At 36.6% G+C, this 14,973-nt stretch carries 16 protein-coding genes and 1 pseudogene; 6 read left to right on the top strand and 11 right to left on the bottom strand.

Annotated features, from left to right (window positions below; translation table 11 throughout):
- The first annotated feature begins 39 nt into the window (after positions 1 to 39).
- Positions 40 to 1,155 carry a molecular chaperone DnaJ gene (gene dnaJ, locus PFY10_20635; GenBank protein WBV56592.1) on the top strand — a complete coding sequence of 372 codons (1,116 nt, stop codon included), beginning with the start codon at positions 40 to 42 and terminating at the stop codon, positions 1,153 to 1,155.
- A gap of 110 nt (positions 1,156 to 1,265) precedes the next feature.
- Here dnaJ and PFY10_20630 read toward each other — a convergent pair whose 3' ends face one another.
- The gene (locus tag PFY10_20630) at positions 1,266 to 2,111 is read right to left on the bottom strand and encodes a hypothetical protein (protein WBV56591.1); all 846 of its coding nucleotides are present in this window, start codon (positions 2,109 to 2,111) and stop codon (positions 1,266 to 1,268) included.
- 146 nt (positions 2,112 to 2,257) lie between these two features.
- Positions 2,258 to 3,139, bottom strand: coding sequence for a DUF808 domain-containing protein (locus PFY10_20625; GenBank protein WBV56590.1), 882 nt, complete (start codon positions 3,137 to 3,139; stop codon positions 2,258 to 2,260).
- Positions 3,140 to 3,345: 206 nt separating this feature from the next.
- On the opposite strand from PFY10_20625, the pseudogene PFY10_20620 reads away from it, so the two are divergent.
- A pseudogene (locus PFY10_20620) lies at positions 3,346 to 3,597 on the top strand (tetratricopeptide repeat protein).
- A 51-nt stretch (positions 3,598 to 3,648) separates the two neighbouring features.
- On the top strand, positions 3,649 to 4,518 hold the full coding sequence (locus tag PFY10_20615) for an alpha/beta hydrolase (GenBank protein WBV56589.1): 870 nt from the start codon (positions 3,649 to 3,651) through the stop codon (positions 4,516 to 4,518).
- A 42-nt stretch (positions 4,519 to 4,560) separates the two neighbouring features.
- Here PFY10_20615 and PFY10_20610 read toward each other — a convergent pair whose 3' ends face one another.
- The 5 genes from PFY10_20610 to PFY10_20590 all read right to left on the bottom strand — a co-directional run bounded on the left by PFY10_20610 (position 4,561) and on the right by PFY10_20590 (position 9,392).
- Positions 4,561 to 5,256 (bottom strand): VTT domain-containing protein, encoded by a 696-nt coding sequence (locus PFY10_20610; protein ID WBV56588.1) that lies wholly within the window; start codon positions 5,254 to 5,256, stop codon positions 4,561 to 4,563.
- 86 nt (positions 5,257 to 5,342) lie between these two features.
- Complete coding sequence (prfB, locus tag PFY10_20605) at positions 5,343 to 6,455, bottom strand: peptide chain release factor 2 (GenBank protein ID WBV56587.1); 1,113 nt, start codon at positions 6,453 to 6,455, stop codon at positions 5,343 to 5,345.
- Positions 6,456 to 6,588: 133 nt separating this feature from the next.
- Complete coding sequence (locus tag PFY10_20600; GenBank protein WBV56586.1) at positions 6,589 to 6,897, bottom strand: hypothetical protein; 309 nt, start codon at positions 6,895 to 6,897, stop codon at positions 6,589 to 6,591.
- Between the two features lie 7 nt (positions 6,898 to 6,904).
- Entirely contained in the window at positions 6,905 to 8,062 is a 1,158-nt protein-coding gene (locus PFY10_20595; GenBank protein ID WBV56585.1) for an FAD-dependent oxidoreductase, read from the bottom strand.
- Positions 8,028 to 9,392: an AAA family ATPase gene (locus PFY10_20590; GenBank protein WBV56584.1), complete on the bottom strand. Its 1,365-nt coding sequence runs from the start codon at positions 9,390 to 9,392 to the stop codon at positions 8,028 to 8,030. Before PFY10_20590 ends, PFY10_20595 begins: the two co-directional genes overlap by 35 nt.
- 117 nt (positions 9,393 to 9,509) lie before the next feature.
- Here PFY10_20590 and PFY10_20585 point away from each other — a divergent pair, with 117 nt between their 5' ends.
- The 3 genes from PFY10_20585 (at position 9,510) to PFY10_20575 (ending at position 12,033) form a co-directional block, all read left to right on the top strand.
- Positions 9,510 to 10,421, top strand: coding sequence for an ATP-binding cassette domain-containing protein (locus PFY10_20585; GenBank protein ID WBV56583.1), 912 nt, complete (start codon positions 9,510 to 9,512; stop codon positions 10,419 to 10,421).
- A complete protein-coding gene (locus PFY10_20580; protein WBV56582.1) occupies positions 10,414 to 11,259 on the top strand; it encodes an ABC transporter permease in 846 nt (281 codons plus the stop codon). Before PFY10_20585 ends, PFY10_20580 begins: the two co-directional genes overlap by 8 nt.
- Before the next feature lie 108 nt (positions 11,260 to 11,367).
- On the top strand, positions 11,368 to 12,033 hold the full coding sequence (locus PFY10_20575) for a hypothetical protein (GenBank protein WBV56581.1): 666 nt from the start codon (positions 11,368 to 11,370) through the stop codon (positions 12,031 to 12,033).
- Between the two features lie 191 nt (positions 12,034 to 12,224).
- Here PFY10_20575 and msrB read toward each other — a convergent pair whose 3' ends face one another.
- The 4 genes from msrB to PFY10_20555 all read right to left on the bottom strand — a co-directional run bounded on the left by msrB (position 12,225) and on the right by PFY10_20555 (position 14,691).
- Positions 12,225 to 13,310, bottom strand: a complete 1,086-nt coding sequence (msrB, locus tag PFY10_20570) for a peptide-methionine (R)-S-oxide reductase MsrB (protein ID WBV56580.1) — start codon at positions 13,308 to 13,310, stop codon at positions 12,225 to 12,227.
- 10 nt (positions 13,311 to 13,320) lie between these two features.
- A complete protein-coding gene (locus PFY10_20565) occupies positions 13,321 to 13,773 on the bottom strand; it encodes a DUF417 family protein (GenBank protein WBV56579.1) in 453 nt (150 codons plus the stop codon).
- Positions 13,774 to 13,854: 81 nt separating this feature from the next.
- Positions 13,855 to 14,127 (bottom strand): hypothetical protein, encoded by a 273-nt coding sequence (locus PFY10_20560; protein WBV56578.1) that lies wholly within the window; start codon positions 14,125 to 14,127, stop codon positions 13,855 to 13,857.
- Between the two features lie 9 nt (positions 14,128 to 14,136).
- Positions 14,137 to 14,691: a sigma-70 family RNA polymerase sigma factor gene (locus tag PFY10_20555; GenBank protein WBV56577.1), complete on the bottom strand. Its 555-nt coding sequence runs from the start codon at positions 14,689 to 14,691 to the stop codon at positions 14,137 to 14,139.
- Between the last annotated feature and the right edge of the window lie 282 nt (positions 14,692 to 14,973).

Below are 14,973 nucleotides of genomic sequence, written 5' to 3'. Positions count from 1 at the left end.
ATCTTTTGTCATTTATCTGAAATCAATTATACAATTGTCATGTCAAAAAGAGATTATTACGAGGTTCTTGAGATAAGCAAATCTGCTTCAACCGAAGAAATAAAAAAATCATACCGTAAAATGGCCATCAAATATCACCCTGATAAAAATCCGGGAGATAAAGAGGCTGAAGAAAAATTTAAAGAAGCTGCCGAAGCTTATGAAGTATTGAGCGACGATCAGAAACGTGCAAGATACGATCAGTTCGGTCATGCAGGTGTAGGTGGAAATGGCGGATTCGGCGGTGGATTTGGCGGCGGAATGAATATGGAGGATATTTTCAGCCAGTTTGGAGATATTTTCGGTGGTCATTTTGGCGGCGGCGGATTCGGTGGTGGTGGACGTCAGCAGGTAAAAGGTTCTAATTTAAGAATCCGCATCAAGCTGAATCTTGAGGAAATGGTAAACGGTACCCAAAAGACTCTTAAAGTAAAAAAAATGAAGATGGCCGAAGGTGCCACTTCTAAAACGTGTCCTACCTGTAATGGTTCCGGAGTTCAGGTGAAAGTAATGAACACTATGTTCGGACAAATGCAGACACAGGCTACGTGCGGAACTTGTCAGGGTATCGGAAAAGTTGCCGATAAAATCCCGGCAGGTGCAAATGCACAGGGACTTATAAAAGATGAGGAGGAAATTACCATCAATATTCCTGCAGGAGCAAGAGACGGAATCCAGCTTAATGTAAGAGGAAAAGGTAACGACGCTCCGTTCGGAGGAGTTCCGGGAGATCTGCTTGTTATCGTAGAGGAAGAAGTAGATAAAACAATCAAAAGAGAAGGAGACAATCTTCACCAGGAGTTATATATTTCATTTGCAGAAGCTGCATTGGGAACCAAAAAAGAAGTTCCTACGGTAGGTGGAAAGGTAAAAATCACTGTAGATCCCGGTACGCAATCAGGAAAAATCCTGAGACTGGCCGGAAAAGGCCTTCCTAGCATTGACAGTTATGGAAAAGGAGATATGTTTATACACATTAATGTATGGACTCCACAAAAATTAACGAAAGATCAGAAAGATTTCTTTGAAAAACAGATGTCCAGCGGAGAAATGGTTGCAGAACCATCCGGGAAGGAGAAGACATTCTTTGATAAAGTAAAAGATCTTTTCAACTAAAATATAAAAAGAGGCCTTCAAGGTCTCTTTTTTATTGGCATTCTATTTTAATGTTCCGGGCATTTATATTTTCTCACCTAAGACCGTAGATGATCAAACTTTTTAAGCCATTACAAAAGATATTTCAGTTTGCGGTTAGCCAATACAAGAATAAAACTGGCAGTCAGTAATGTTATCACGAAAATCAACATTTCGAACGGATAATATAAACCAAGTGTCCATTTCATAATCAGAGGATGTATCACGTAGATTGCAGTGGACAAGCTGGCAAGAATTTTAGTATCTATCATTACAGAAACATTTTTGCAGTAGATAAATACCAGCGGGCAGGCTAATAATAAAGAAAACAACAGGTCAATATTTTCTGTAGGACTGATCATGATACAATTGAAAAAAGACTCTGAAATCACAAGCCCGGTCAAAGCAATAACTGTAACCAGTGAAGGCCTGTATCTCATATCAAGGTTAAGCTTATTGATCAGATATCCTATTGTTAAAAAAGGAAAGCATACCAGGAGAAAGTTCCTGTAAGACGGATAAAGATTGATTAATTTGTCTTTTTGGCCCCCAAAATAATGGAGATTTCCTATCGTCTGTAACGCGTAGCCTGTACTGAATAATAAAACGATAAGCGCTACTAGAAACCCTACCGGTTTCTTCCTGATTAAAAATAAAATAATCGCTGAAAAAAAAGTTCCTATCAAATACCATAAGTGATGATATCCAAATAGAATGTTTATGAATACATCTTCTTTTTTCCAGAAGGGAATATAAACCAGCGACCAGATCAGGTAAAGCAAAAATGTCCTTACCAGCCACTTTTTAAGCTTTTGTGTATTGTCTACGTAATAAAAATAATATCCCGTAATGATTAAAAATGTGGGCACCGCCATTCTGAAAACCCCGTTAACAAGTACGAAACCAAGTACAGGACGGGTATCCTGAAATAAATGCATGTGCAGGAAGACAACAAAAAATGCAAGGACAATTTTCAATATATCAATGGACAGATTCCTCATGAGCCGTAAACACAATACAGCGTAAACAAGAATGATAAGTCAATCGTCTTGCTGTCTATTTTTAAAAGAGAACCTGCATACATCTATTTACGGGTTGCCAGAGTATATATTTTTTTGCCTAATGTAAAAAGTGCCACGGCAAGTAAGCCCCCTATCATTCCAAACGTAAACTCTTTAAGTACTGATGGCCAGTCAGGGAGAAAATGATGAAGATACGCTATATTATGAACAAAAATTCCTCCGGAAACCAAAATGAGGGCTATTGTTCCCACGATTGCCAGCATTTTAATAATAATAGGTAATGCTTTCACCAGTAAATGCCCCAGTTTGGAGAAAAAGCCTTTATCATTACTCTTTCTGATCAGCTTAAAGCCGGCATCATCCATCCTTACAATTAAAGCCACAATACCATACACTCCTATGGTTGCCAGGAAAGAAACCAAACTTACCGTAATGATTTGTGTCAGTAGAGGATGTTGTTCTTCAAGAACAGTTCCAAGAGCGATAATTACAATTTCGATAGAAAGAATAAAATCTGTGGTAATTGCTGATTTAATTTTCGATTTTTCTGAATTTTCATCATCTTCATTTTTTGTGCTTTCTTCTATGACTTCATGTCCTTTTTTATCCCGGTGAAATAAAAACTCAATGATTTTTTCCACTCCCTCGAATGCAAGGTAAAAACCTCCTAAAATAAGAATGATTTCTATTGCAGGCTTATACAGCCAGTGTAGCAAAAAGGCGATCGGCAGAATAATTAGCTTATTAATAAAGGAACCTTTGGTAATTGCCCATAACACAGGTATCTCCCGTGATGAAATGAAACCTGTAGCCTTTTCGGCATTTACCGCCAGGTCATCTCCCAAAATCCCTGCAGTTTTCTGAGTTGCTATCTTACTGGTTACAGCCACATCATCCATAAGAGCAGCGAGATCATCTAAAATTGCAAAAAAACCGGAAGCCATATGTAATTTATTATTTAACAACAAAAATAACTATTTAATTCTATATCTCATTTTCTTTTAAAATCAATTTAACAAAGAAAAAATTCATAAATCATAAGAAGTCTTGTGATCGTATCATCCATTTTTTTTATTGAACTTAATAATAAATTACATATGGCTTATCGGGTTTACGCAGAAGAAGGGCCAGAATTCAGCTTGCAAGTACACTGAGAAACAATGGAAAGATTGATGAGAGCATTCGGATCCTCAGAGAAGAAAAAATAAATGAGTCTGATGAGCTTGATGATGCAGTGGATTCTTTTCTTGCACTTTCATTGTAATCAGCCGGAGAGAGTAAAGAGGCATTGTCCCTAGCGTTAAAAGCTTTATCCCGGCATTTACCCCGATACAACAATTCATTATACAAGTACGCTGAAAATTTAGAAACATCCAATAAACATGATAGCACCGGATCTTGAAAACAGCCCTGCCTTAACCCAGAATCATCATATTTTTCTTACATTTGATTTATGAAAAAGCTCATACTCAGATATCATTTTTTTATTTTAGGATGTATCGGCTTTTTATTAAATTCATGTAATTCAAGATTCAGAGTTTGGGTGGGGAATAACAATCAGCAGAAAATTTACAATTTAAAATACGGTGAGCATAAAAGACAGAAGATGGATATTTTCCTTCCGTCGGGATATGCTAAAGAATCCCCTGTTGTTCTTATTGTACATGGAGGGGCCTGGAAGTATGGCAGAAAAGAACATATGATCCAGATCCAAAAAATGCTTTTTAAAAATAATATTCCCAGCATCAATATCAATTACAGGCTCGTTTCAAAATCTAAAAAAATTACTTACAGGGAGCAGTTGGAGGATATCAGCTCGGTAATTGAAAAATTTAATTCTTTAGCGGAGAAAGCGGAACTCCAACCTGATAACTATATTATCCTGGGAGAAAGTGCGGGTGGACATTTGGCTTTACTTTATGGTTACCAGCATCCGGATCAGATCAAAAAGATCATTTCTTTAAGCGGTCCTACTGATTTTTATTCTCCGGAATTTTTACACTCATTTTATTCGAAATATACGTCACCTACCTTACAAAAGGTGGTAGGAACCAGATTTAACCGTCACAACCTATCTGAGGAATTTAAAATAGCAAGCCCGATTGCCAATATTACAAATGTCCCTACGTTGATCTTTCAGGGAAACCAGGATTTTCTGGTTAATAAAAACCAGGGGCTCGCGCTGGATTCGGCTTTAGCAAGCCGGAACATTACCCGTAAACTGGTTTTCATGAAAAATACAGGACATGCCCCAAGATTTTTCAGCAAACGAAAAAGAGATAGTATCATCTACCCTAATATCCTGGAATGGATAAAAAAATAACCTGCATAAAGCAGGTTATTATATTTTACAATTCACATCTCTTTATTCAGGTGAATTATCTTCGTATTTACTGTGATCCACTTTCTTACCAAAAAGAAATTTAATAATAATCGGAAGTGTAGTGATCAGAACGATCACAATAATGATCAGTTCGAGCTTTTCTTTAAGATTGATACCAAATTGTTCCTGGAATAATTTATCCAGATAGTGACCCGCAAAGATCAGGATGAACGACCATAGTACTGCTCCTATGATATTGTCTCTGAGGAATTCTTTTTTGTCCATTTTCACAATTCCCGCAACGATAGGAGTAAACGTTCTTACTACAGGTAAAAATCTTGCCATGATAACGGCTAAAGCTCCATGCTTTTCAAAAAAATCATGAGCCTGGTACAGGTATTTTTTCTTAAACAAAAAGGTATCTTGTTTTTTATAAAGAGCAGGACCTGCCTTTACCCCAAAGTAATATCCCACTTCATTACCTACAACAGCAGCAAATGCTACAGCAGTGGCAAGGATGGTAGTATCAAGAAGATCGCTCCCTGTAGAACCAAATGTCTCTTTGATAATTTCAACAGCATAAATTCCCGAAACAAACAATAAAGAGTCTCCTGGTAAAAAAAATCCTACAAAAAGACCAGTTTCAGCAAAAATAATAAACAGAATCAGCCAAAACCCTCCCATTTTAATATAAAACTCCGGGTTTAATAAATCTTTCCAGCTATTGAAATCTTCCATACATATTGATAAGTAACAAAAATAAGTCTAAAAAGTCTGATTAAGAAATTAATTATAAGATTTTAACTAAAAAACCAGAATAATTTTTACAGGTCTAAATCATCGTCAGAAACCGCGGTTCCATCGGCCATGAGAAAAGCTTTCAGGAATGGCGTAAGATTTCCGTTCATTACCGAATCCACATCTGAAGTCTCATAACCAGAGCGTACATCTTTTACCAGTTTGTAAGGATGCATCACATAGTTCCTTATCTGACTTCCCCACTCGATTTTCATCTTATTGGATTCAATCTCGTTTCGGGCTTTCATTCTCTCTTCAAGCTCCATTTCATATAATCTGGAACGAAGCAATTGCATTGCCTTTTCCTTGTTCTGCAGCTGCGATCTTGATTCCGAGTTTTCGATAATGATCCCGGTTGGCGCGTGGCGGAGACGCACCGCTGTTTCCACTTTGTTAACGTTCTGCCCTCCGGCTCCTGAACTTCGCATGGTTTCAAATGAAATGTCCGCAGGGTTTATATTAATTTCAATAGTATCATCGACCAATGGATAAACATACACGGAAACAAAGCTTGTGTGTCTTTTGGCATTACTGTCAAAAGGTGAAATTCTTACGAGCCTGTGAACACCATTCTCTCCTTTAAGGTACCCGAAAGCGTATTCTCCATCCATTTCCAATGTCACTGTTTTTACGCCGGCAACGTCTCCTTCCTGATAATTCAGCTCCCGAATTTTATATCCCTGCTTTTCTGCCCACATCGTGTACATTCTCATCAGCATTGCCGCCCAGTCACAACTTTCCGTACCGCCAGCCCCTGCCGTGATCTGTATGACGGCTGAAAGCTCATCTCCTTCGTTGGAAAGCATATTTTTGAATTCAAGGTCTTCTATTTTTTCTACCAGTTTTGGAAATGTCTCATCCAGCTCTTTTTCAGAATCAGGATCTTCTTTGGCAAATTCCATTAAAACCTGCAGATCCTCAAACTGACTAGCAATTTCCTGGTAATCTTCCACCCATCTTTTTTTAGAACGAAGCTGCTTTAAGAATGCCTCCGCCTCTTTCGGATGATCCCAAAATTCAGGAGCAGCCGTTTTCTCGTCGTCATTAGAAATTTCTATTTTCTTCTTTTCAATCTGAAGATATTTATGGAGATCTTCAATTCTGGATTGAACATCTTTTATATGGTCGTTGTTAATCACGAAATTTTATTTTTTGCAAAAATAAGGATAAAATTTTGAGCAAAGAGCGATAGCTGATCAGCAATCATTTTTTCCTGGAGTTAATGTTGAAAAAGATCAATAATATTTTTGACTCAATAGAAATATATATTAATCAGAATAAGCTATTATTTGTAGCCATAAAGCCAATAATTATAAATAAAAAATGCGCTGCTAATATAAATGGCAAACTCTTCTTACCTCCAAACCTATCAATAATATTTCCATAAATGGCAAATTGAAGTATGCCAAATACCAGAAAATACATGGATATATTATCCGGTAATATAATTCCTAAAAAGCAAAGTGGAAAAATAACTGTGATCAGCGCATAATTTCCATGCCCCGCTCCTGCAAAGAAAACTGATAAAAAAATAAGAGGAACCGTTAATACAGCAAAAAGATTCGTATATCTATATCTCATAACACCTTTAATTAATCTTATCCGCAATGATCTCTCCAATTTTTGGGGCCAGTGCAACGCCCATCCCGGAGAGTCTTACAGCACAAAACTGTCTTTCCGATACCTGTTTTACAATGGGAGTTTTTTCTGAACCCATTGCCATAATCCCCGACCATCGAAGGTCAATTTTAAAATCATGATCAGGCAGAATTACCTCTTTCAAAAAATTTTCCAGATGATTCTGTAAAAATTCAGTAGTCTGAAAATTACGGGTTTCTTCAGTCTTAAAATCCTGGTTTCTCCCGCCTCCCAACAGCACCCTGTTTCCTACATTTCTGAAATAATAAAATCCCTCATCGTAATGGAAAGTTCCTTTTAATTTTAAATTTTGAACGGGTTCCGTAACTAAAATCTGACCTCTGGCAGGAATGATTTCTTCATTTTCTAAAAATTGGGAGCTAAAAGCATTGGTACAGTGAATAACCTGTTCTGCATGAACAGACAAATCTTCAGACAACCTGACTTCCATTCCGGTGTTTTCCTCAATTACATCCGTAACCGGGGTTCCAAAAAGGAATTCAACTTTCATGTCCTGACATTTCTCCAGAAGCTTCTGTAAGAGCTTTCCTGAATGGAGACTCCCTTCATATGGATTTTCAATCAGAAAGTCCGATTTTCCCAACCCAAATGCTTTGATTTTATCTTGTTGTAAAGAATAAGTGGCTGAAATTCCTGTTATGAGCTTCATTTTTTCATTCACTTCTTCCATATTTTCTAAAGGTGATTCATTATTCAGGATTTCAAAGCCCCCATTCAAATCAAAATCAATTTCTGAATTCTTAAAATACTTCTGAATTTTCAGAAGCCCTTCAAACCTCATCTTAATCAATTCCAAGGTCTTGTCCCATCCCATTTTTCCCTGATCGGCAATAATTTCCGTCAGGCTCCCAAAGCAGGCAAAGCCGGCATTTCTTGTTGAAGCGCCCAGCGGAATCGGATTTCTTTCAATAATTAAAACAGATAGGTCAGGATGTTTTTCTTTAATGGAAATAGCTGTCCAAAGCCCGGTAAACCCTGCTCCAATAATAATAACATCCCTTCTCCGGTAAAAGGTTTCAAGTTCCCAGATGCTGTTCATCGGTGATGAGTAATTAGCCTTTGTCTTTTCCTCCCTCCTCTTCACCATTGTGATGAAAACCTATTGCCCGCGCAGGTTCTTCTACCACTTTATAGGTTTCGAGTTCGGTTCGTAAGGATTTAATCCTGTATTGAAAATCATCAAAATTATTGATAATCGCATCATTTAAAAATTGTTCAACCTGTTGCAGATATTCTTCTGTAAGTTTACCTGCTGCATCTCTCAGGGCTCCATTTAAGAGGACATCGTCAATTACAAGTTTTTCATTTTTTGTTCGCTGGTAAAGATTTTTTATCCTCTTCTTCAGACTTTGTGTAAAATCCATGAGCATGGTATTGCTGAAAGCCTTCATTTTGGATGCACTTCCATTCCAGAAAGGTACTTTATCTGCTTTGTTATTTTTAAGGATCTTATAGAGCAAAGAATCGCTTTCCAGCCCTTTCGTCATTCCGTACAGGATAATTTCCGAACGCTCTGCAGCATTAGGAGGAAAAACAGGAATCATTACATCGAATCTTCCCGGCGCCAAAATCTCCTCATCAATCTCCGATACGGACTTGGCAGACCCCACCATCACTACGTCTTCTTTTGCAAATTTTCCGATGTAATGAAGAATGATCTCCTGCGTTTCAAGATTGCAGGATGCCACATTGTTCTCTGCACTTCTTTCCATCATGATTTCATCAAAATCATCCATAAAAAGAAGCACCTTATCCTCCGTCATCATCTTTATGAGAAAATCATTAAAATTTGTTTTATTCCCATCGATTAATGATGTTCCCAGATAATGTTTTTTAACTTCCTTAAACTGATAATTGATGATCTCTGCAATTTTGTTGGCCCAGAAAATCTTACCACTTCCCGGAGGTCCGTAAAGAATGATCCCCGCAGGCTTATTGATCCCCCAGTCTTTTATCTGTTGCTTATTTAAAAATGGCTCCAAGACACTGGAAATATAAAAGAACAAATCCCGGTAACCTATGAAATCCCGGTGTTGAAGACTGGTCTTATGTCCAAAATAGTTATAAACAAACTGATAATTTCCACCCAGCTTATTATCTATTCCGTAACTGGAAATTGAAGAACGGAATATTCCGTTATCAAAAATATTAGGAGTGCTGTCCTGAATTGCTTTTTCTATCTTTTCTTTAGGCTGATTGATTGTCTCCGCAATTTGCTCAAGGGTTTTATTCTGATCAAGATCTTTTTCGTAGGTCCTTAAAAAATCTACATTCTCGCGGGCAAACTTTTCAAAATCATCTTTGATCTCAAAATTGGTACTCATACATACGCCAAGTTCCAGGTCAAAATCCTGGATAAATTGTTTGATTGCCTCTACGGAAATATTTAATTCTTTTGCAAGCTCAATTAACTTCATATTCACGAATTATACTACCAAATTTAATATTTTAATCTCATACAAGATCAGACAATTTAAGTAAATATTGTAACATTCTGTTAAAAACAAAGACTACTACTATGTAAAACAAATTACATGGAAAAAGTTTTGTCAGTAAAGAATTTAACAAAAAAATTCAAACGAACCGTTGTAAACAATATCTCTTTTGATGTAGAAAAAGGAAACGTTTACGGACTTCTTGGCCCTAATGGAAGTGGGAAATCCACTACATTCGGAATGTTGCTTTCCACCATAAATCCCACCAGTGGCGACTGGTACTGGTTCGGAAAAAAGGGCACAGATCCCGATACTTTAAAAAAAATCGGGGCTATTATTGAGCAACCGAACTTCTATCCATATCTGAGCGCCGAAACCAACTTAAAGATTGTTGCCGAAATTAAAGGAGCTTCCTACCAGCGTATTGATGAAGTTCTGAAGACGGTAAATCTTCTGGACAGGAAGAAAGATCCATTTAAAACGTTCTCACTTGGAATGAAACAGCGACTGGCGATCGCCTCCGCTATGCTGAACAATCCTGAGGTCATGATACTGGACGAACCTACAAACGGACTGGATCCTGAAGGCATTATCCAGATCAGGGAAATCATTTCCAATATTGCCAAGCAAGGAATTACGATCATTATTGCCAGCCATCTTCTGGACGAAATTGAAAAAATATGCAGCCATGTTATTGTTTTAAAGGAGGGGAATTCCATTTACAGCGGGCGGGTTGATGAAATTACAAGCAACAAAGGTTTTTTTGAATTAAAGGCAGATAACAATACGGCACTTTTAAATGCGCTTGAAGAACTGCAATGGTTCAGCTCTATAAACACCGAAAATGATATCATTAAAGCTCAGATTCGTGAAGACGCTTCCATTTCTGCTTCGGCACTCAATCAGAAACTGGCAGAAAAAGGTATTTTCTTATCCCACTTGTCTAAGAAAAAATTATCGCTTGAAACTCAATTCCTTGAACTTGTAAAAAACACGAATACCAATGCTTAAATTATTAAAACTCGAATACCACAAAAATCTGAATTACAGACCGTTCAGGATTTTCACCATATTGTATTTTGCTATTTTAGTGGCGCTTCTTTTCATCGGATTGGTCGATCTGGATGTCTTTGGTGCAACAATTAATCTAAAGGAACAGGGGATTTATAATTTTCCGGAAATCTGGAACTTTACTACCTGGATTGTAGCCTTGCTAAAGATATTCCTTGGATTGATTATTGTTTTTTCGATCTCACAGGAGTTCAGCAACAGAATGTTTAAGCAGAATACCATTGATGGGTTGAGCAGAAAAGAATTCATCGGATCTAAGCTACTGACGATAACTATTTTTTCTGTTGTATCTACCCTTATTGTATTTGTCATTACCCTTTTCTTGGGATATAATTACTCCAAGGTAACAGACTCCGCATCGGTCTTCAAAGAAATGTTCTTTATCGGAAATTATTTTGTAAAACTTTTTACTTTCTTCTGTTTTTTAATGTTTCTTTCGGTACTCCTCAGAAAATCCATGTTTGTATTTCTAGGATTCTTTGTGTATTGGATCGGTGAAGGAATCTTAACCGCCATCGAAGTATTCCAAAAAGTCCGTGGAACACAGGAACTGGAGAGAATCAAGATTATGAAAGAAGATTTCTTCATCACTCATCTTCTCCCTTTGGAAAGTATGTCCAACCTGATTCCCAATCCTATGCTGAGATTAAATATGGCTAAAATGATGGGATTGAAATATGAATTCACCTATCCTACCGAGAGTTTAATCGCCTGTATTGTTTGGAGTGGACTTTTTATTTTCGGATCATACTGGATCTTGAGAAAAAGGGATTGGTAGTCTTTTTAATTGAATGATTAAAAGATTTGAAAATTAAAATATTAAAAAGTGATTCATTGAGGATCACTTTTTTTATTTGTACAGAATATTTTTTTTAATTTTATAAAAATGCGAGGCTTGAAAAAAATATATTATTTCCCTGGGCTTATAAGCGCTATTATTATTCCATTATTGTTTTGGTATTATGGGAGCCGGAAGTTTGAGGAGATCAATCTCAATGTTATTGATATTGGATTACCTCCTAAGATCAGACCTGGAGAAAAAGTAAATGAATCTGCAACTTTCGAATCCGTACGAAACTGGAATTATAAAAAAATTATAGTAGAACCTAATTCAGCAAGAGAAAATTCCAAACGTTATATCTCTGACATTAAACAGCTTCAAAAAGAAAACCGCAAGGAATCTGGAATAGAATTTATTTTAAATGACGAAAATACATATGATGACATTATATCTTTATTAAATGATATAGAATCCAGCGGACAATTATCATACTGCTTAGACCTTAACAAAACAGGACATTTTTTTGTTCCTCATCAGTACATTGATCCTACTATAACAAAAATTGATGATGAACATATTTTTAGATGTGGGACGGGATTAGTAATGCAAAGCGATTTGAAGAACAATTCGTCACAACAATTTTCCGAATTTGAAACTTCAATTTCACAATTACCAAAGCCTTCATTTTACTTCATTTTTGGATTTTTACTATTTTTAAATATCTCCATGTTTAGCATTAAAGATACCGTTCAATTTAATAAAAGACAATAATGAAAAAGATATACTACTTTCCGTGACTTATTAGTGCTGTACTTATTCCATTATTGTTTTGGTATTATGGAAGCCAGAAGTTTGAGGAGATCAACCTCAATGTTCTTGATGTTGGATTACCTGCTAAGATCAAGCCTGGAGAAAAAGTAAATATTCATAAAAAAAGGTTGCTTTTCAGCAACCTTTACACATTATTTTTTGTCGAGTAATGGAAGATACTCAGCATATCCTTTCTTCTCCATTTCAGCCTTCGGTATAAACTTTAGAGAGGCACTATTGATACAGTAACGTAAACCTCCTTTATCTTTAGGGCCATCTGTAAAGACGTGTCCCAAATGAGCGTCACCAGTCTTACTACGAACTTCCACTCTGGTCATTCCCGCAGACCTGTCTAATTTTTCATCGATAACATTTTTAGTAATCGGTTTGGAAAAACTTGGCCATCCACAACCGGATTCGAATTTATCTGTTGACACAAATAATGGCTCCCCTGTTGTAATATCTACATAGATTCCTTCACGAAACTCTTTATCATACTCATTCTGGTAAGGCATTTCTGTAGCATTTTCCTGCGTTACACGGTATTGTTCAGCCGTAAGTTTTTCTTTTAAAACCTTTTTATCCTGTTTCTGGTACTTAGCTTTTGGAAGCGGATTGGCATTTTTAGCCATTTCAAAAAGTCCCGGTTCGATGTGGCAGTATCCTCCAGGATTTTTATCCAGATAATCCTGATGATAATCTTCCGCCCTGTAAAAATTTTTCAGTGGAATAGTTTCTACCACCACAGGCTTACTGTAATTTTTAGCCAGTTTTTGTACTTCTTCTTTCACAATGGCTTCTGTAGCCTTATCTGTAGAGTAAATTCCGGTTCTGTACTGATCTCCCCTATCATTTCCCTGCTGATTCAGACTTGTAGGATCAATGGTTTTGAAATACAGATCGATCAATAATTTCAAATCAACTTGCTCAGGATCATATTTCACTTTTACGGTTTCTGCAAAGCCGGTTGTATGGCTTACAACTTCTTCATAGGTAGGATTTGTCTTGTTTCCGTTAGCGTATCCTACTTCAGTTCCCACAACCCCGCGAATCTGTTGGAAAAAGTGCTCTGTTCCCCAAAAACATCCGCCTGCAAAATAAACTTCTTTTACATTTTTACTGTCCATAATGGTCTCATTTTCTTTTTTTATTTCTGACGATTTCTTTGAATCGCCACAGCTTCTTGCAAATACGGCAATACCTAAAACAACTGCCAGTAATATTAATATACTTTTCATTTTTATCTTTTTATTCATTATTATTTTTTTGATATATCATCAATCCAAATCCTAAAAGCATCAGATCTTTAAGAATAAAGAAATCTGTTACCGGAACTCCATCCACTATTTTCCAGATTCCCGGAGTTGTAAATAAATAACTTAAAGTAACAAGGAAAGTCACTGTCATTCCGATTCCCGCATACTTCTTCAGAGCTACAAATTTCGGACTAAATATCAGCAGTAGTGCAATGATAATTTCTATCGTTCCGATAGCATTTGACACCGTTTGAACGCTTGCTATATTATATACGAAAAAGGTGAGAAAATGGTTTTCAACCAGGCTTTTTATTCCTTGTGCTTCGGTTGGAGTAAATTTGAAAATTCCAATCCAGAGTAAGATAAGTGCCGATCCGTATAATGAGATGTAATATCCCAGCTTATACGTTATAGATTCTTTAGTAAGTTGTGCTGTTCCGTTCATTTTTTTAAGATTTTGAATGACTACTTTTATTATTTTCAGAAGTATAGTCGGAACGGCTTCAAAATCCTGACAGAATTTTTATCAAAAATCTATCTTTTTAATCATATCATCTTTAAAACCTTGAATATCAGAATCATTAATTTCATCACTTTCCTTTTTTATAAAAGTTTTCTTCATAATTTCATCAAGGATGGCGAGCTTTTTCTGATAAGCCCTGCACCATTTGCAAATTTTCAGATGCATAGTAAGCTTGCGGTCTTCTTCCGTAGAAATAGACCCTGCATTTTTCTTTTCCATAAGGAGTGTGGCTACACTGCATGGAAGAAATATCAAATGAATCAATTTTTTCAACATGTTCAACATTTATGATTTTGCAAACCAATTAAAATCCAGGCACTCCCGCAACTGCATTCTGCTTCTTTGTAAAATCTTCCATAGATTAGTCGTAGAAATATCCAATTCCTGACTCACATCCGGAGCTTTTTTTTCCTGGAGGTAGTACATTTTCACAGGAATCTTCCATCGGACGGGCAATTCTTCAATACAATCTTCTAAAGTTTTATTGAATTGCTGGTCATCCAGAAGCTCAGGTTCTTTATTAGAAATATCCCAGTCATTCAGAACCTGGCTACTTTTCCAAGATCCTGTTTCATCAAAAAAATGATCCAGCCTGATCTGAGGTTCAGACTTGTACTTTCCACGGTAGAAATCGGCAACCTTCCGGTTGAGAATCGTCATCAGCCAGGTAAGGGGCTGGCTTTTTCCCTCAAAAGAATCATAAGATGACAATGCTGAAAGAAAAACTTCCTGAACGATATCTCTAGCATCATCCTTATCTGAAAGAAGATACATTGCTCTCTTTAAAAGGGCTCCGGAATACATTTCTACCCAGCTTTTCAGCACTTCATTTTTCGTCATATTACGCTTTTATCATTTCAGATCATAACGAAGATAGTAAGTTAAGCGGAAAAGCACAAAAAAATATACTGCCTAAAATTCCCGTTCCGCAGAGAGCATACAATTCCTTAGTTTTTGGTATAATTATTTTAAGGTACTTTTTTCTAGCCCCGATTGTAGTATTTGTCTGAGCTCATTTTTCTTATCAAAGAAAAATAGCGAGTACGGAAAGCGGGAAACAGCTTCTAAAAACTGTTTCAGATTATCGACACAAATGTTTCCAAAAGTATCAATAAATTGAAA

This window comes from Chryseobacterium daecheongense (assembly GCA_027920525.1).
In the GTDB taxonomy this organism is placed as follows: domain Bacteria; phylum Bacteroidota; class Bacteroidia; order Flavobacteriales; family Weeksellaceae; genus Chryseobacterium; species Chryseobacterium proteolyticum.
Note: the sequence above shows the minus strand (reverse complement) of the source record. Positions and strands in the feature narration are given on the sequence as shown.